Source organism: Streptomyces sp. NPDC056347 (assembly GCF_042262625.1).
Lineage (GTDB): Bacteria > Actinomycetota > Actinomycetes > Streptomycetales > Streptomycetaceae > Streptomyces.
Window position 1 is genome coordinate 1 of record NZ_JBHJQP010000176.1, and the last position, 16,480, is coordinate 16,480.

The window sequence follows — 16,480 nt, forward strand, 5'->3', positions numbered from 1 at the left end:
GGGAAGTGCCGGGGGATTCTCGTCGTTCTGGGGCGGGGCCGAGGCGGTGGGTGTCAGAGCGTGCCGAGCTTGATGATCGACAGCAATGCGATCAGCTGGATCGCGGAGGCGCCCAGTGCCTTCGGCCACGGCAGGTCGTGGGATTTGCTCACCATCGAGGTGAAGAGCGCGGCCGAGGCCAGCCAGGTGACCCAGCCGAGAATCTGGACCAGGGAGTTCTCGCCGCCGAGGAAGACCGCGAATATCAGGCGCGGCGCGTCCGTGATCGACATGATCAGCATCGACAGGCCCACGGTCGGCTGCCAGGACCCGTCGCCGCCCAGCTGGCGGGCGAGCGTGTGCGTGACCGCGCCCAGGACGAGGCCGCCGATGACGAAGCCGACGCCCGTGATGATCACGTAGGGCACCGCGGTGGAGATCGTCGCGTGGATCGCGTCGTCGCGGGCCTGGTCGAAGCCGAAGAGCGCGAGCAGCCCGTACAGGAAGGTGACGATCAGCGCCGGGCCCCAGACGGGGTAGTCGCGCATCTGCCAGAACGTCGGTCCCGGGCGGAGCACGATGCCGCTGAGCAGGTCCTTCCACGGCAGCCGGGGGCCCGCGGGCTGGGCCGGTGCCTGACCGGCCTGGTAGGTGTCGCCGGGGCCGTACGGCTCCTCGTCTATGCGGAACGCCTGGGTGTGGCCGGGGGAGTTGGCGTACGGGTCGCCCGGCTGGGGGGAGCCATGGGGGTTCTGCGGGTTCTGGGGGTGCTGGGGCTGCTGGTACGGGTCGCCGAAGTACTCCGGCTCGCCGTGGCCGCCTCCGTGGCCGCCGCTGTGCCCGCCTCCGTGCCCGTAGCCGCCCTGGCCGCCGCCGTTGCCGTAGCCGCCGTTGTTGTACGGGGGCGGGGCCGCGTTGCCCCCTGCCGGGGGCCATGACTGCTGACCGTACGGCGGTGGTGCCTGAGTGCCGTACGGCTGCTGCCGCGGTTGCTGTTGCGCTTGCTGCGGGGTGCGGTTGTCCCGGCCGCGTCCGATCCTGAATCCAGCCACGTCACCGAACGTACCTGGTACGGGCCGGTGCGGTCAGAGGGCCTGGGGTGCGGGCCCCCCATTGCGGCCGAGCTGTGACATCCCTTAGGGGAACCCCCGGGGTCCGCCCCCGGGCGGAAACGGCAGCAGCGGCCGGTCCCGCCCCCGAGGCGGATCCGGCCGCTGCTGACGCGCGGGCTGTACGGACTACTTCACCGGCTCCGGCTCTGGCGCGTCCTCCGCCTCGGCCTCCCCGGCGGGGTCGGCCGGGGTCTTGACCGAGTCCAGCAGCAGCTGCGAGACATCGACGACCTGGACGGACTCCTTGGCCTTGCCGTCGTTCTTCTTGCCGTTGACCGAGTCGGTCAGCATGACCAGGCAGAACGGGCAGGCCGTGGAGACGATGTCCGGGTTCAGCGAGAGGGCCTCGTCGACGCGCTCGTTGTTGATGCGCTTGCCGATCCGCTCCTCCATCCACATCCGGGCGCCGCCGGCGCCGCAGCAGAAGCCCCGCTCCTTGTGGCGGTGCATCTCCTGCTGGCGCAGACCGGGGACCTTGTCCATGATCTCGCGCGGCGGGGTGTAGATCTTGTTGTGACGGCCCAGGTAGCACGGGTCGTGGTACGTGATCAGGCCCTCGACCGGGGTCACCGGGACCAGCCTGCCCTCGTCGATGAGGTGCTGGAGCAGCTGGGTGTGGTGGATGACCTCGTACTCGCCGCCGAGCTGCGGGTACTCGTTGGCGATGGTGTTGAAGCAGTGCGGGCAGGTCGCGACGATCTTCTTGGCCGACCTGGCCTTCTTCGTGGAGTCGTCCTCGTCATCCTCGCCGAACGCCATGTTCAGCATCGCGACGTTCTCCTGGCCGAGCTGCTGGAACAGCGGCTCGTTGCCCAGGCGGCGGGCGGAGTCACCGGTGCACTTCTCGTCGCCGCCCATGATTGCGAACTTGACGCCCGCGATGTGCAGCAGTTCCGCGAAGGCCTTGGTGGTCTTCTTCGCCCGGTCCTCCAGGGCGCCCGCGCAGCCGACCCAGTAGAGGTAGTCGACCTCGGTGAGGTCCTCGACGTCCTTGCCGACGATCGGGACCTCGAAGTCGACCTCCTTGGTCCACTCGACGCGCTGCTTCTTGGCCAGCCCCCAGGGGTTGCCCTTCTTCTCCAGGTTCTTGAGCATCGTGCCCGCCTCGGACGGGAACGCGGACTCGATCATCACCTGGTAGCGGCGCATGTCGACGATGTGGTCGATGTGCTCGATGTCTACCGGGCACTGCTCGACGCAGGCGCCGCAGGTGGTGCAGGACCACAGGACGTCCGGGTCGATGACCCCGTTCTCCTCGACGGTGCCGATCAGCGGACGCTCGGCCTCGGCGAGGGCCGCGGCCGGTACGTCCTTGAGCTGCTCCTCGGACGCCTTCTCCTCGCCCTCCATGGTCTTGCCGCCGCCGGCCAGCAGGTACGGGGCCTTGGCGTGCGCGTGGTCGCGCAGCGACATGATCAGGAGCTTGGGGGAGAGCGGCTTGCCGGTGTTCCAGGCGGGGCACTGCGACTGGCAGCGGCCGCACTCGGTGCAGGTGGAGAAGTCGAGGATGCCCTTCCAGGAGAACTGCTCGACCTGCGAGACACCGAAGACGGCGTCGTCGGCCGGGTCCTCCCAGTCGATCTCCTTGCCGCCCGAGGTCATCGGCTGGAGCGCGCCGAGCGCGGTCGCGCCGTCCGCGTTCCGCTTGAACCAGATGTTCGGGAAGCCGAGGAAGCGGTGCCAGGCGACACCCATGTTGGTGTTGAGCGAGACGGTGATCATCCAGATCAGCGAGACGCCGATCTTGATCATCGCGACGAAGTAGATGAGGTTCTGCAGTGTGCCCGTCGCCAGCCCCTTGAAGGCGAGCACCAGCGGGTACGAGACGAAGTACGACGCCTCGTAGCCCTCCACGTGGTGGATCGCGCCCTCCAGACCGCGCAGGGTCAGGATCGCGAGGCCGATGGTGAGGATGACGTACTCGACGAAGTACGCCTGCCAGGCCTTGGAGCCCGCGAAGCGGGACTTGCGGCCGGCCCGGGAGGGCAGGTTCAGCAGCCGGATCGCGATCAGTACGAGGATGCCGACCGTCGTCATCAGGCCGATGAACTCGGTGTACATCTCGAACGGGGCCCAGTTGCCGATGATCGGCAGGACCCAGTCGGCCTGGAAGAGCTGCCCGTACGCCTGGACCAGGGTCGGCGGCAGGGTCAGGAAGCCGATGGCGACGAACCAGTGCGCGAAGCCGACGATCCCCCACCGGTTCATCCGGGTGTGGCCGAGGAACTCCCTGACCAGGGTGATCGTTCGCTCTTTGGGATGATCGGTGCGGCTGCCTGCCGGGACCGGTTGGCCGAGCCTGACGAACCGGTAGATCTGCGCGACGGCTCGGGCGATGAGCGCAACGGCGACGACAGTCAGCACCAGCGACACGATGATCGCGGCGAGTTGCATTTGGGGGCTCCTCGGGCCTGCGAGGGTGGGACCCAGTGTCGATGAGCGAATACTGGGACAATCTGCGATTACTAAGCAGTAACTTAATCAGTCTGTGCTGACACTACCCACTTCTTCCGCCGCTCTGTAGCCGGACAGGCGGTGATCTGTGTCGCTCACCCGCGCCCGGCGGCGCCGGGCGCGTTCGCGGAGTGCCCCGTGCAGCCGCATCCGCACGGCGCGCACCAGGATGGCCAGGTCCATGCCCGCCCAGTGGTGCTCCGCGTAGTGCTGGTCCAGCAGGGCCGGCTCGTCCCATGGCATCCCGGAACGCGAGCGGACCTGGGCCAGGCCGGTGAGGCCCGGTCGCAGTTCCTGCCGCCAGTCTCTCGCGGCGGCGGGGCGCCGGTGGTCGGCGGGGTCCGCCGGGCGGGGCGGCAGGGGCTCCGGGCCGACCAGCGAGAGGTCGCCCCGTACGACGTGCGGAAGCCGGGAGAGCGCGTCCAGGCCGAGCCGCCGGGTACGCAGCGAGCGCAGCACGAAGACCCGGCCGCCCGGGCCGACGCGGAGCGAGCGGTCCAGTACGCCGCCCGGGGGCCGCCGTGCCGCCAGGGCGAGGGCGCCGGCGGCGAGCAGCGGGGCGGCCAGGGCCAGCAGGGCCGAGCCGAGGATCAGGTCCAGGGCGCGCTTGGCGTCGGGGAGGGCCCACGGGTTCGCTCCGGACCCGTCCGGCGCCTCCGTCCCCGTCCCCGCGCCTGCCCCCGGCCCCGTCCCCGTGTCCGTCCCCTTCTTCTTGTTCCACGTCCGTGTCTTCATCGGTCCCGCCTGCCAGTTTTGTATGGATTGCGGCATTTTGTGACAGAACGATCCCATGGGGCGATGATGAGAAGGGGCAGTGTTGCGGGGTGAGGGGGTGTTGCGCGCCCGGGCGGGCTGGATGGCGCGAGACATGTGCACGATAGTTGAGTCCACCCGACTCAGGTCTGTTGACAGTGAGACGGGCGTCATGCATCCTTGAGTCAGTTCCGCTCAAGTAGTCAAGTTGGAGGAATCGAAATGGCACGTGCGGTCGGCATCGACCTGGGCACGACTAACTCCGTCGTCAGCGTTCTCGAAGGCGGCGAGCCCACCGTCATCACCAACGCAGAGGGCGCCAGGACCACGCCGTCCGTCGTCGCTTTCGCGAAGAACGGCGAGGTGCTGGTCGGCGAGGTCGCCAAGCGCCAGGCTGTGACCAACGTCGACAGGACGATCCGTTCCGTCAAGCGCCACATGGGCACTGACTGGAAGATCGACCTGGACGGCAAGAGCTTCAACCCGCAGCAGATGAGCGCCTTCATCCTGCAGAAGCTGAAGCGCGACGCCGAGGCGTACCTCGGGGAGAAGGTGACCGACGCGGTCATCACCGTTCCCGCGTACTTCAACGACTCGGAGCGTCAGGCCACCAAGGAGGCCGGCGAGATCGCGGGCCTGAACGTCCTGCGCATCGTCAACGAGCCGACCGCCGCCGCCCTGGCGTACGGGCTCGACAAGGACGACCAGACGATCCTGGTCTTCGACCTCGGTGGCGGCACCTTCGACGTGTCGCTCCTGGAGATCGGTGACGGCGTCGTCGAGGTGAAGGCCACCAACGGTGACAACCACCTCGGTGGTGACGACTGGGACCAGCGCGTCGTCGACTACCTGGTGAAGCAGTTCGCCAACGGGCACGGCGTGGACTTGTCCAAGGACAAGATGGCTCTCCAGCGTCTCCGCGAGGCCGCGGAGAAGGCGAAGATCGAGCTGTCGTCCTCGACCGAGACCACGATCAACCTGCCCTACATCACGGCGTCCGCCGAGGGCCCGCTGCACCTGGACGAGAAGCTCACGCGCTCGCAGTTCCAGCAGCTGACCGCGGACCTGCTGGAGCGGTGCAAGACCCCGTTCCACAACGTCGTCAAGGACGCGGGCATCCAGCTCTCCGAGATCGACCACGTCGTTCTCGTCGGTGGCTCCACCCGTATGCCGGCCGTCGCCGAGCTCGTCAAGGAGCTGACCGGTGGCCAGGAGGCCAACAAGGGTGTGAACCCGGACGAGGTCGTCGCCATCGGCGCCTCGCTCCAGGCCGGTGTCCTCAAGGGCGAGGTCAAGGACGTCCTGCTCCTCGACGTCACCCCGCTGTCCCTCGGCATCGAGACCAAGGGCGGCATCATGACCAAGCTCATCGAGCGCAACACCACGATCCCGACCAAGCGCTCCGAGATCTTCACGACGGCCGAGGACAACCAGCCGTCCGTGCAGATCCAGGTCTACCAGGGCGAGCGCGAGATCGCGGCGTACAACAAGAAGCTCGGCATGTTCGAGCTGACCGGTCTTCCGCCGGCCCCGCGCGGTGTCCCGCAGATCGAGGTCGCCTTCGACATCGACGCGAACGGCATCATGCACGTCGCCGCGAAGGACCTCGGTACGGGCAAGGAGCAGAAGATGACCGTCACCGGCGGCTCCTCGCTGCCGAAGGACGAGGTCAACCGGATGCGTGAGGAGGCCGAGCAGTACGCGGAGGAGGACCACCGCCGCCGCGAGGCCGCCGAGTCGCGCAACCAGGGCGAGCAGCTCGTCTACCAGACGGAGAAGTTCCTCAAGGACAACGAGGACAAGGTCCCCGGCGACGTGAAGACGGAGGTGGAGACCGCGCTCACCGAGCTGAAGGAGAAGCTCAAGGGCGAGGACACCGCCGAGATCCGTACCGCCACCGAGAAGGTCGCGGCCGTCTCCCAGAAGCTCGGCCAGGCGATGTACGCCAACGCCCAGGGCGAGGGTGCTCCGCAGGGCGAGGGTGCCCAGCAGGCCAAGGCCGACGACGATGTCGTCGACGCCGAGATCGTGGATGACGAGAAGGACGCCAAGGGCGGTGCGGTGTGACCGAGGAGACTCCGGGTTTCGAGGAGAAGCCCGACGTCCCCTCCGGCGCCACCCCTGAAGGAGCCGAGCCGAAGGACGCCGCCCCCTCTTCGGAGGAGGAGGCGTCCCCGGCCGGGGACGGAGTGCAGACAGTCGGCCTGACGGCCCAGCTGGACCAGGTCCGCTCCGCGCTCAACGAGCGCACGGGCGACCTCCAGCGGCTCCAGGCCGAGTACCAGAACTACCGCCGCCGCGTCGAGCGGGACCGCGCCACGGTCAAGGAGGTCGCTGTGGCGGGCCTCCTGTCCGAGCTGCTTCCGGTGCTCGACGACGTCGGCCGCGCCCGGGACCACGGCGAGCTGGTGGGCGGGTTCAAGTCGGTGGCCGAGTCCTTGGAGACGATCGTCGCCAAGCTGGGCCTCCAGCAGTTCGGCAAGGAGGGCGAGCCCTTCGACCCGACGATCCACGAGGCCCTGATGCACTCGTACGCGCCGGACGTCACGGAGACGACCTGCGTGGCGATCCTGCAGCCGGGGTATCGGATCGGCGAGCGCACCATCCGCCCCGCGCGGGTGGCGGTGGCCGAGCCCCAGCCGGGGGCGACCCCGGCGGCCGCCAAGGAAGAGAAGGCAACCGACGAGGAGAGCGGTGGCACCGAGGAGGTCTGACATTCCGTCCGACCACCCCGGGGCCCACCGCCCGGCCATGCGACCGGCCCACGCGCCGGCCGCATGGCCGATCGTCCGGAAGGAGGGACGTCGATGAGCACGAAGGACTTCGTCGAGAAGGACTACTACAAGGTCCTCGGCGTCCCCAAGGACGCCACCGACGCCGAGATCAAGAAGGCGTACCGGAAGCTCGCGCGCGAGTTCCACCCGGACGCCAACAAGGGCGACGACAAGGCGGAGGAGCGCTTCAAGGAGATCTCCGAGGCGAACGACGTCCTCGGCGACAGCAAGAAGCGCAAGGAGTACGACGAGGCGCGCGCCCTCTTCGGCAACGGCGGCTTCCGGGCCGGTCCCGGCGGCGCGGGAGGCAATTTCAACTTCGACCTGGGCGACCTCTTCGGGGGCGGTCAGGGCGGCGGCCAGGGCGGTGCCGGCGGCTTCGGCGGCGGCGGCGGTCTGGGCGATGTCTTCGGCGGCCTGTTCAACCGGGGCGGTACGGGGACGCGGGTGCAGCCGCGCCGCGGCCAGGACATCGAGTCCGAGGTGACGCTCAGCTTCACCGAGGCGGTCGACGGGGCCACCGTCCCGTTGCGGATGTCCAGCCAGGCGCCCTGCAAGGCGTGTTCCGGCACCGGTGACAAGAACGGCACCCCCAGGGTCTGCCAGACCTGTCTCGGCACCGGCCAGGTCTCGCGCGGCTCCGGCGGCGGCTTCTCGCTCACCGACCCCTGCGTGGACTGCAAGGGCCGGGGCCTCATCGCCCAGGACCCGTGCGACGTCTGCAAGGGCTCCGGTCGGGCCAAGTCCTCCCGGACCATGCAGGTCAGGATTCCGGCGGGCGTGTCGGACGGCCAGCGGATCCGGCTGCGCGGCAAGGGCGGCCCCGGCGAGCGCGGCGGCCCGGCCGGTGACCTGTACGTCGTGGTCCACGTCGACGCCCACCCGGTCTTCGGCCGCAAGGGCGACAACCTCACGGTCACCGTCCCCGTCGACTTCACGGAGGCGGCGCTCGGCGGCGAGGTGAAGGTGCCCACGCTCGGCGGCCCCCCGGTCACCCTGAAGCTGCCCGCGGGCACGCCCAACGGGCGCACGATGCGCGCCCGCGGCAAGGGCGCCGTACGCAAGGACGGCACCCGGGGCGACCTGCTGGTCACCGTCGAGGTGGCGGTGCCCAAGGACCTCGGCGACGAGGCCCGCGAGGCACTGGAGGCCTACCGCAAGGCGACCGCGGGCCACGACCCGCGGGCAGAACTGTTCCAGGCCGCGAAGGGAGCTTGAGGTGGACGGCCGACGACGCAATCCGTACGAACTGACCGATGAGACACCGGTGTACGTGATCTCGATCGCGGCCCAGCTCTCGGGACTCCATCCGCAGACCCTCCGCCAGTACGACCGCCTCGGCCTGGTCTCGCCCGACCGCACGGCCGGGCGCGGCAGGCGCTACTCGGCCCGCGACATCGAGCTGCTGCGCACGGTGCAGCAGCTGTCGCAGGACGAGGGGATCAACCTCGCCGGCATCAAGCGCATCATCGAGCTGGAGAACCAGGTCGCCGCGCTCCAGCAGCGCGTCGCCGAGCTCTCGGCGGCCGTGGACGGCGCGGCGCAGGCGATGCAGCAGCGCGAGGCCCAGGTGCACGCCTCGTACCGGCGCGATCTGGTGCCGTATCAGGACGTGCAGCAGGCAAGCGCGTTGGTGGTCTGGCGGCCCAAGCGGCCGAAGGGCTGAGACGGGGCCGTACACGGCGAAGAAGGGCCGGAAGCCGACCTTGCGGGGCGGGTTTCCGGTCCTTCGGCGTGTACGGGGCGTCTGGTGGCGTCGTCCGGGCCGAGGGGGCGTGCGGGGCGGCCGCCTGGTCGCCCGTGACCGTCCGGGGGCGCGCGGGGTGCGTCCGAGGTCCGTTCGAGGTCCGTCCGGCGGTGCGGCCGGGGGCGTCCGGGGTTCGTCCGGCGGTCCGTCCGGGGTCAGGAGTCCTCTTCGAGGATGCCCGAGCGGGCTATCAGATAGCCGAGCTGGGCCCGGCTGTTGCTGCCGAGTGCGGCGGCGAGCTTGGCGACATGGGCGCGGCAGGTGCGGACGTTCATGCCGAGCCGGCGGGCTATCGAGTCGTCCACATGGCCCTCCACCAGCAGCTGGGCGATGGACCGCTGGACCCCGCTGATGCCGAGCGAGGTCGGCTCGTACTTGACCTCCTCGCGCAGCGGCGCCGCCCTGGTCCAGAGCTGCTCGAACACGTTGACCAGGTACTGCACGAGTCCGGGGTTGCGGAGCTCCAGGGCGATCTGGTCGTCGTCGCTGGCGGGTATGAACGCGACGGTCCGGTCGAACACGATGAGGCGGCCGATGAGCTCCTCCAGCGTGCGTATCTCCACGTTGTCGTCGGCCATGCGTTCCGCGTACGCGAGTGTGCTGGGGCTGTGGCGCGCGGTGTGCTGGTAGAGGGTGCGCATGCTGACGCCGCGGTGGATGACGGACAGGCCGCGCTCCAGCGGCTTGCTGAGGCGGTCCTCGCTCCGTCCGCCGCCGGGCTGGACGGTGAGCACCTCGGTGCGGCACTCTGCGGTGGCGAGGTCCAGGGCCGCGTCGATCCGGTTCACGCCTTCCAGCACGGTGATGGCGTGGGCGGTGGGCGGCCCCACGGTGCTGATGTCCATGAACGGCTCGAACGATTCCGTCAGCTCGACCGAGTGCCGGCGCCGCTCCAGGATCTCGCGCTCGACGGGATGCAGATGTTGTGCGAGGGCGGTGGACGGCGGAACGGGCCGGAGCCAGGCCGGGTCGTCCGGATCGGGATGAAGCAGCGCGAACTCCATCAGGCAAGGAGCCGGTTCCACTTCGACGCGGGCGATGCGTCCCAGCCGCAAAGCGCTGGCGTAAAGGCGTGATCCCGCGTCGCACAGTTCGGTGATCCCGTGAGAATGTGTCGGCTTTGTGTTCCTTGTGGTCATATCGTCACCCCCCAGGTTCCTGAACATGCAAGAACATGATGCATCTACGCGGTGGTGCTCGCGTGCCCAGGTGAGACATCGTCTTAGGTGCGGGGGAGAAGAATCCACAAGTGAGGACGAAGCCGACTATGTATAAGCGAATGCATCGCTCGGCGCTTGCCGTCTCGTTCGTCGCGGCCCTGGGCATCGGGCTGCTGGGCGGCAGCGACATTGGCTGGAGCGAGGACGGTGTCGCCGCCGGCGACATCGGGTGGACCGTCCAGGCGACCGACATCGGCTGGGGCACGCCCGCGACGTCGTCCGACATCGGCTGGGTCGCGCCTGCCACGTCGTCCGACATCGGCTGGGTCGCGCCTGCCACGTCGTCCGACATCGGCTGGGTCACGCCCGCGAAGTCGTCCGACATCGGCTGGATCTCCCCCGCCGGTACCGGCTCCGTCACGGCCCGCACGAGCGCATGACCATCCCGCCGGACGACCGGACCTTCCGGCGAGAGATGGCCACCGCCTACCGATCGGGCTGGCACTTCATCGATCTCGTCACTGCCGTCCCCCACCGCGGCGACTCGTTGATGGTCACTCTGTTCGGCGACCCGATCGTTGTCGCACGCGAAGAAGACGACGAAGTACGTGCCTACCGATGCCTCCGCAAGCCGCGTGGAGCTCCGCAGCCCGTCCGCTGCGCGATCCGGTACGACATGATCTTCGTGAACCTCGACCGGCGTGACCACCAGCTGTTCGAGCCAGAGACTATTTCCGCCACCCCCCGCAGTGCCTGAGCGATCCCCCGTCGTTCCATGTCGCTCAGTCACTCCCCCACACAACGGCGCCATCGTGACCTGAACACGATGGCGCCGTTGTGCTTTTCCCGGACGGTCCCCCGGGCGCCCGGGCCGGTCAGGCCCTGCCGAGCGCCCGGTCCACGGCGATCTCTATGACGATCCGCTCCGGGTTCGGCCGCGGCGTGCGCCCGTAGCGTTCCGTGTAGCGGCGTACCGCCTCGGCCACCGCTTCCGGCTCCGTGCGCACCGTCGCGCGCCCCTCCAGTGTCGCCCAGTGGCGTCCGTCGATCTGGCAGACCGCGACCCGCGCCCCGTCCGGGCCCGCGGCCAGGACGTTGCGGGCCTTGCGGGTGTTCCTGCCGGTGATGATCCGCGCCAGCCCCGCCTCGGGGTCGTACGTCACGCCCACCGGCACCACGTGCGGAGTGCCGTCGGGGCGGGGTGTGGTCAGGGTGCACACATGCCGCGCGCGCCAGAAGGCGAGGTACTCGGGGCCGGGGTTCGTCACGTCGACTGCCATGGCTCCAGACCTTAGAGCCTCGCTCCGTGAAGGGGTCGCGGGCCCCGGTCTGCGGTGGCGGGGGGCCGGTGCGGCCGGTTCACTCGAAGCAGCGGACTGCGCCCCGCACCGGTCGTGGAGAGTTCCCGGCAGAGAGTTGAGTGGAGTGGACTCAAGATTGTCTTGAGTGGGATAGACTCAACTTTACGCACTTCGGTCGAGTCAGGAGGAGAGAGCGCACGTGGACGCCGAGCTGACCAACAAGAGCCGGGACGCCCTCAACGCGGCCACCAGCAGGGCCGTGAAGGACGGGCACCCCGATCTGACCCCCGGGCACCTGCTGCTCGCGCTGCTCGCGGGCGAGGACAACGCGAACATCATCGATCTGCTCGCCGCCGTGGACGCCGACCAGATCGCCGTGCGGGCCGAGACCGAGCGGCTGTTGGGCTCGCTGCCCAGCGTCACGGGGTCGACGGTCGCCCCGCCGCAGCCCAACCGTGAGCTGCTCGCCGTCGTCACGGACGCGGCGGAGCGGGCGCGGGAGCTGGGCGACGACTACGTCTCCACCGAGCACCTGCTGATCGGCATCGCGGCCAAGGGCGGCCGCGCCGGTGAGATCCTTGCCGGTCAGGGGGCCAGTGCGAAGAAGCTGCTGAACGCGTTCGAGACGACCAGGGGAGGACGACGGGTGACCACACCCGACCCGGAGGGCCAGTACAAGGCGCTGGAGAAGTTCGGTACGGACTTCACCGCCGCCGCGCGCGAGGGAAAGCTCGACCCGGTCATCGGGCGGGACCAGGAGATCCGCCGGGTCGTCCAGGTGCTGTCGCGCCGCACGAAGAACAACCCGGTGCTCATCGGTGAGCCGGGCGTCGGCAAGACGGCCGTCGTCGAGGGCCTCGCCCAGCGCATCGTCAAGGGCGACGTCCCCGAGTCCCTGCGCAACAAGCGGCTGGTCTCGCTCGACCTCGGCGCGATGGTCGCCGGCGCGAAGTACCGCGGCGAGTTCGAGGAGCGGCTGAAGACCGTCCTCTCCGAGATCAAGGAGAGCGACGGCCAGATCATCACGTTCATCGACGAGCTGCACACCGTCGTCGGCGCGGGCGCCGGCGGGGACTCCGCCATGGACGCGGGCAACATGCTCAAGCCGATGCTGGCCCGCGGCGAGCTGCGCATGGTCGGCGCGACGACGCTCGACGAGTACCGCGAGCGGATCGAGAAGGACCCGGCCCTCGAGCGCCGCTTCCAGCAGGTGCTGGTGGCCGAGCCGAGCGTCGAGGACACCATCGCGATCCTGCGCGGGCTCAAGGGCCGCTACGAGGCCCACCACAAGGTCTCCATCGCGGACTCCGCGCTGGTGGCCGCCGCGACCCTCTCGGACCGCTACATCACCTCCCGTTTCCTCCCCGACAAGGCGATCGACCTGGTCGACGAGGCGGCGTCCCGGCTCCGGATGGAGATCGACTCCTCGCCGGTCGAGATCGACGAGCTCCAGCGTGCCGTCGACCGCCTGCACATGGAGGAGCTGGCGCTCAGGAACGAGACCGACCCCGCCTCCCGGGAGCGCCTGGAGCGGCTCCGCCGCGACCTCGCCGACAAGGAGGAGGAGCTGCGCGGCCTCAACGCCCGCTGGGAGAAGGAGAAGCAGGGCCTCAACCGTGTCGGTGAGCTGAAGGAGCGCCTCGACGAGCTGCGCGGCCAGGCCGAACGCGCCCAGCGCGACGGCGACTTCGACTCCGCGTCCAAGCTGCTGTACGGGGAGATCCCGGGCGTGGAGCGGGAGTTGGCGGAGGCGTCCGAGGCGGAGCAGGAGGCCGCCAGGGACACCATGGTCAAGGACGAGGTCGGCCCGGACGACATCGCCGACGTCGTCGGCTCCTGGACCGGCATCCCCGCCGGGCGGCTGCTGGAGGGCGAGACCCAGAAGCTGCTGCGCATGGAGGACGAGCTCGGCAGGCGGCTCATCGGGCAGGGCGAGGCCGTGCGCGCGGTGTCGGACGCGGTACGCCGCACCCGCGCCGGGATCGCCGACCCCGACCGGCCCACCGGCTCGTTCCTCTTCCTCGGCCCGACCGGCGTCGGCAAGACCGAGCTGGCGAAGGCGCTCGCCGACTTCCTCTTCGACGACGAGCGGGCCATGGTCCGCATCGACATGAGCGAGTACGGCGAGAAGCACAGCGTGGCGCGGCTGGTCGGCGCCCCGCCCGGATACGTCGGTTACGAGGAGGGCGGCCAACTCACCGAGGCCGTCCGCCGCCGCCCGTACAGCGTCGTGCTGCTGGACGAGGTGGAGAAGGCCCACCCCGAGGTCTTCGACATCCTGCTCCAGGTGCTCGACGACGGCCGACTCACCGACGGCCAGGGGCGCACGGTCGACTTCCGCAACACCATCCTGATCCTGACCTCCAACCTCGGCAGCCAGTTCCTGGTCGACCCGCTGACCAAGCCCGAGGAGAAGCGGGCCCAGGTCCTGGACGTCGTACGGGCCTCGTTCAAGCCGGAGTTCCTCAACCGGCTGGACGACCTGGTGGTCTTCTCGGCGCTCTCCGGCGACGAGCTGGCCCATATCGCCCAGCTCCAGATCGGCCGGCTCGCGAAGCGGCTGGCCGACCGCCGGCTCACCCTCGACGTCACCCCCGAGGCCCTGGCCTGGCTGGCCGAGGAGGGCAACGACCCGGCGTACGGCGCCCGGCCGCTGCGCCGCCTCATCCAGACGGCGATCGGCGACCGGCTGGCGAAGGAGATCCTCGCCGGTGAGGTCAAGGACGGGGACACCGTGCGCGTCGACCGGGTCGGCGACGGCCTGCTCGTCGGTCCGGCGGTCTAGAGGGGCGACCGGCAGCGCGGGTACGCAGGCAGGTACTGCCGCGGAACGTGACACCCGAGGTCCCGGGTGTCACGTTCCGTCGTATACGGGGGCGGGGCGGCGCGGTGTGCGGCAGATGCGCGCGGCCGCGTTCGCGACACGGAAATTTCGGCGATTTCGGGAGAACGGATAAAAGCTCTCCGCCACAGATGGTCCATCCTTCAACATCGATATCGCGCCAAACGCTTCGCTCCGCACCCGGTGCCGCGATCCCCTTGCCCCGCCCCGCCCCACACCGCATTCACCCCGTCTGGCAAGGGACTTCGGGGCAGGAATCGAGGCCGACCGTCCCGGGGTGAGTGAATAAACAGGACACCTCGGCCCACCCGTCGCGACCTCCCCGCAGCAAGGATTAGAGGCCGAATTGGGCAGCCGGTAGCGTGCCCGCATGAACGAGCGGACAGGCGACGAGATAAAAAAGGGGCCCCAGAAGCCCAGGTCCGACAATCTCTTTCACCTTGGCGAATTCCGTACTCTTTGGGCTGCTTACGCTCAGTCGATCCTGGGTGACCAGCTGGCCCGGGTGGCGCTGTCGTTGCTCGTCTTCGAACGCACCGACTCGCCGGGGTGGACCGCGGCGACGTACGCCCTGACCACCTTGCCCGCTCTGCTGTCCGGGGTGCTGCTGTCCGGTCTGGCGGACCGGTTCCCCCGCCGCACGGTCATGATCAGCTGCGACCTGGTACGGATGCTGCTGGTCGGGCTGATGGCACTGCCCGGGATGCCGCTGCCGCTGCTCGCCGGACTGCTGGTGCTGGCGCAGCTGGCCGAGGCCCCCTTCGGTGCCGCCCAGGGCGCGCTGCTGCCCACCGTGCTCGGCGTCGAGCGGTACGAGCGCGGCCAGCGGGTCATGCAGATCACCCACCAGGTCGGCCAGCTGGTCGGCTTCGCCGGGGGCGGGCTGCTGGCCGCATGGCTGGGCAGCCACCGCTCGCTGGCCGTGAACGCGGCGACGTTCCTGCTCTCGGCGGCCCTGGTCCGGTTCGGCGTGAAGGCCCGCCCGGTGGCGAGCGCCGCGGCCCGTACGGCGAAGCTCGGCGCCCAGGTCGGCGGCGCCGCCTCACTGATCTGGTCGGACCGCAGGCTCCGCTCGCTGCTCGCACTGGGCTGGCTCGCGGGCTTCGTCGTCCTGCCGGAGGGGCTGGCCGCCCCGTTCGCGGACGAGGCCGGCGGCGGGGCCTCCTCGGTGGGGCTGCTGCTCGCCTCGCATCCGGCGGGCATGGTGCTGGGGGCGGCCCTGCTGGGGCGGTCCGGGGTCGGGGACGAGACCCGGCGCCGGCTGCTCGGCCCGCTGGCGGTCGCCGCGAACCTGCCGCTGCTCGTCTACTGGCTCGACCCCAGTGTGGGGGTGGCGATGTTCCTGCTGCTGGTCGCCGGGGTGTGCTCGGCGTACCAGATCACCGCCGGGGCCACCTTCGTCCTGTTGACCCCGGTCGACCGGCGCGGTCAGGCGCTGGGGCTCGCCCGGTCGGGGGTGACCGCCATGCAGGGGGTCGGTGTCGCCGCCGGGGGCGCGGTGACCGAGCTGACCGGTTCGTCGGCGAACACCATCGGGGCCTCCGGGCTCCTCGGAGTGGTCTGCGCGGTACTGGCCGCCGCGGCCTGGACCCGGGCCCGGGGAGCCGAGGCGGAGATGATTCCCCGGAGCGCGTAGTCCCCTCCCCGGGGGGTCTACGCCCCGGCGGCCAAACGCGGCTAGGGTCGTCGGCAGGAAACCACGTGCGATCCCCAGGAGTACCCAGCGATGTCTATCGACCCGTCCTCGATTCCGAGTTTCGGCGTTCAGCCCGAACCGCAGGCGGCAGGACCCGCGGGCCCTGTTTTCCCCGACCAGGACCTGGTCAAGCAGCTCCTCGACCAGATGGAGGTGAAGTACGGCGTCGACGGCGAGGGTGACCTCGCGGCGGTCTGGGAGGACTTCCGCGTGTACTTCATGTTCCGCGGCGAGAACGAGCAGCAGGTCTTCGCGGTCCGTACGTTCTACGACCGCCCGCACGCCGCCGACCTGCGCCCGGTCCTCCTCGACGCGATCGACGACTGGAACCGCAACACGCTGTGGCCGAAGGTCTACACCCACACCCACGAGCCCGAGGAGGGCTCCGAGGAGACCGAGGTCTCGGTCCGCCTGATCGGTGAGGCGCAGATGCTCACCGGCACGGGCGTCAGCCTGGAGCACTTCGTCTCCTCGACGGCCAGCTGGATCGGCGCCTCGATCCAGTTCGACCGCTGGCTCCAGGAGCGCCTGGGCCTGACGCCCGCCGAGGAGAAGGCGGACGGCGAGGAGCAGGCCGACGGCGAGGACGAGGCCGGCGACGCCTGAGTCCCGCCCCTTCGAGCGCACCCCGGCCCGGGGCGACGGTCCCGCGACCGCCGCCC

General features: G+C 69.9%; 14 protein-coding genes. 9 read left to right on the forward strand and 5 right to left on the reverse strand.

The window, feature by feature from the left end; all coding sequences use genetic code 11:
* Positions 1–53: 53 nt before the first annotated feature.
* The 3 genes from ACFCV8_RS29930 to ACFCV8_RS29940 all read right to left on the reverse strand — a co-directional run bounded on the left by ACFCV8_RS29930 (position 54) and on the right by ACFCV8_RS29940 (position 4,280).
* Positions 54–1,031, reverse strand: coding sequence for a Yip1 family protein (locus ACFCV8_RS29930; RefSeq protein WP_376688609.1), 978 nt, complete (start codon positions 1,029–1,031; stop codon positions 54–56).
* A 186-nt stretch (positions 1,032–1,217) separates the two neighbouring features.
* Positions 1,218–3,485 carry a (Fe-S)-binding protein gene (locus ACFCV8_RS29935; RefSeq protein WP_376688610.1) on the reverse strand — a complete coding sequence of 756 codons (2,268 nt, stop codon included), beginning with the start codon at positions 3,483–3,485 and terminating at the stop codon, positions 1,218–1,220.
* A gap of 87 nt (positions 3,486–3,572) precedes the next feature.
* Positions 3,573–4,280, reverse strand: coding sequence for a sugar transferase (locus ACFCV8_RS29940; protein WP_376688611.1), 708 nt, complete (start codon positions 4,278–4,280; stop codon positions 3,573–3,575).
* Positions 4,281–4,520: 240 nt separating this feature from the next.
* On the opposite strand from ACFCV8_RS29940, the gene dnaK reads away from it, so the two are divergent.
* From dnaK to ACFCV8_RS29960, 4 genes are all read left to right on the forward strand, one after another.
* Positions 4,521–6,365 carry a molecular chaperone DnaK gene (gene dnaK, locus ACFCV8_RS29945; protein ID WP_376688612.1) on the forward strand — a complete coding sequence of 615 codons (1,845 nt, stop codon included), beginning with the start codon at positions 4,521–4,523 and terminating at the stop codon, positions 6,363–6,365.
* Positions 6,362–7,012: a nucleotide exchange factor GrpE gene (gene grpE, locus ACFCV8_RS29950; protein ID WP_376688613.1), complete on the forward strand. Its 651-nt coding sequence runs from the start codon at positions 6,362–6,364 to the stop codon at positions 7,010–7,012. Before dnaK ends, grpE begins: the two co-directional genes overlap by 4 nt.
* Before the next feature lie 93 nt (positions 7,013–7,105).
* The gene (dnaJ, locus tag ACFCV8_RS29955) at positions 7,106–8,290 is read left to right on the forward strand and encodes a molecular chaperone DnaJ (protein WP_376688614.1); all 1,185 of its coding nucleotides are present in this window, start codon (positions 7,106–7,108) and stop codon (positions 8,288–8,290) included.
* 1 nt (position 8,291) lies between these two features.
* Positions 8,292–8,738, forward strand: a complete 447-nt coding sequence (locus tag ACFCV8_RS29960; protein ID WP_376688615.1) for a heat shock protein transcriptional repressor HspR — start codon at positions 8,292–8,294, stop codon at positions 8,736–8,738.
* Between the two features lie 236 nt (positions 8,739–8,974).
* Here ACFCV8_RS29960 and ACFCV8_RS29965 read toward each other — a convergent pair whose 3' ends face one another.
* Positions 8,975–9,958: a helix-turn-helix transcriptional regulator gene (locus ACFCV8_RS29965; protein ID WP_376688616.1), complete on the reverse strand. Its 984-nt coding sequence runs from the start codon at positions 9,956–9,958 to the stop codon at positions 8,975–8,977.
* 140 nt (positions 9,959–10,098) lie between these two features.
* Here ACFCV8_RS29965 and ACFCV8_RS29970 point away from each other — a divergent pair, with 140 nt between their 5' ends.
* Together ACFCV8_RS29970 and ACFCV8_RS29975 are read left to right on the forward strand one after the other, a co-directional pair.
* Positions 10,099–10,419, forward strand: coding sequence for a 5'-nucleotidase (locus tag ACFCV8_RS29970; RefSeq protein WP_376688617.1), 321 nt, complete (start codon positions 10,099–10,101; stop codon positions 10,417–10,419).
* Entirely contained in the window at positions 10,416–10,736 is a 321-nt protein-coding gene (locus ACFCV8_RS29975; protein WP_352275733.1) for a (2Fe-2S)-binding protein, read from the forward strand. The genes ACFCV8_RS29970 and ACFCV8_RS29975 overlap by 4 nt, the downstream gene beginning before the upstream one ends.
* 118 nt (positions 10,737–10,854) lie before the next feature.
* Here ACFCV8_RS29975 and ACFCV8_RS29980 read toward each other — a convergent pair whose 3' ends face one another.
* The gene (locus ACFCV8_RS29980; RefSeq protein ID WP_376688618.1) at positions 10,855–11,259 is read right to left on the reverse strand and encodes a pyridoxamine 5'-phosphate oxidase family protein; all 405 of its coding nucleotides are present in this window, start codon (positions 11,257–11,259) and stop codon (positions 10,855–10,857) included.
* Positions 11,260–11,479: 220 nt separating this feature from the next.
* On the opposite strand from ACFCV8_RS29980, the gene clpB reads away from it, so the two are divergent.
* The 3 genes from clpB (at position 11,480) to ACFCV8_RS29995 (ending at position 16,424) form a co-directional block, all read left to right on the forward strand.
* The gene (clpB, locus tag ACFCV8_RS29985; RefSeq protein WP_376688619.1) at positions 11,480–14,065 is read left to right on the forward strand and encodes an ATP-dependent chaperone ClpB; all 2,586 of its coding nucleotides are present in this window, start codon (positions 11,480–11,482) and stop codon (positions 14,063–14,065) included.
* A gap of 427 nt (positions 14,066–14,492) precedes the next feature.
* Positions 14,493–15,758: an MFS transporter gene (locus ACFCV8_RS29990; protein ID WP_376688620.1), complete on the forward strand. Its 1,266-nt coding sequence runs from the start codon at positions 14,493–14,495 to the stop codon at positions 15,756–15,758.
* 90 nt (positions 15,759–15,848) lie between these two features.
* Entirely contained in the window at positions 15,849–16,424 is a 576-nt protein-coding gene (locus ACFCV8_RS29995) for a YbjN domain-containing protein (RefSeq protein WP_376688621.1), read from the forward strand.
* Positions 16,425–16,480 lie beyond the last annotated feature (56 nt).

What these genes read in the sequence shown, in the direction of transcription:
- ACFCV8_RS29935 (WP_376688610.1), bottom strand. Translation starts at nt 3,485, where the DNA reads ATGCAACTCGCCGCGATCATCGTGTCGCTGGTGCTGACTGTCGTCGCC.
- ACFCV8_RS29940 (WP_376688611.1), bottom strand. Translation starts at nt 4,280, where the DNA reads ATGAAGACACGGACGTGGAACAAGAAGAAGGGGACGGACACGGGGACG.
- dnaK (WP_376688612.1), top strand. Translation starts at nt 4,521, where the DNA reads ATGGCACGTGCGGTCGGCATCGACCTGGGCACGACTAACTCCGTCGTC.
- dnaJ (WP_376688614.1), top strand. Translation starts at nt 7,106, where the DNA reads ATGAGCACGAAGGACTTCGTCGAGAAGGACTACTACAAGGTCCTCGGC.
- ACFCV8_RS29965 (WP_376688616.1), bottom strand. Translation starts at nt 9,958, where the DNA reads ATGACCACAAGGAACACAAAGCCGACACATTCTCACGGGATCACCGAA.
- ACFCV8_RS29970 (WP_376688617.1), top strand. Translation starts at nt 10,099, where the DNA reads ATGCATCGCTCGGCGCTTGCCGTCTCGTTCGTCGCGGCCCTGGGCATC.
- ACFCV8_RS29975 (WP_352275733.1), top strand. Translation starts at nt 10,416, where the DNA reads ATGACCATCCCGCCGGACGACCGGACCTTCCGGCGAGAGATGGCCACC.
- ACFCV8_RS29980 (WP_376688618.1), bottom strand. Translation starts at nt 11,259, where the DNA reads ATGGCAGTCGACGTGACGAACCCCGGCCCCGAGTACCTCGCCTTCTGG.
- ACFCV8_RS29990 (WP_376688620.1), top strand. Translation starts at nt 14,493, where the DNA reads ATGAACGAGCGGACAGGCGACGAGATAAAAAAGGGGCCCCAGAAGCCC.
- ACFCV8_RS29995 (WP_376688621.1), top strand. Translation starts at nt 15,849, where the DNA reads ATGTCTATCGACCCGTCCTCGATTCCGAGTTTCGGCGTTCAGCCCGAA.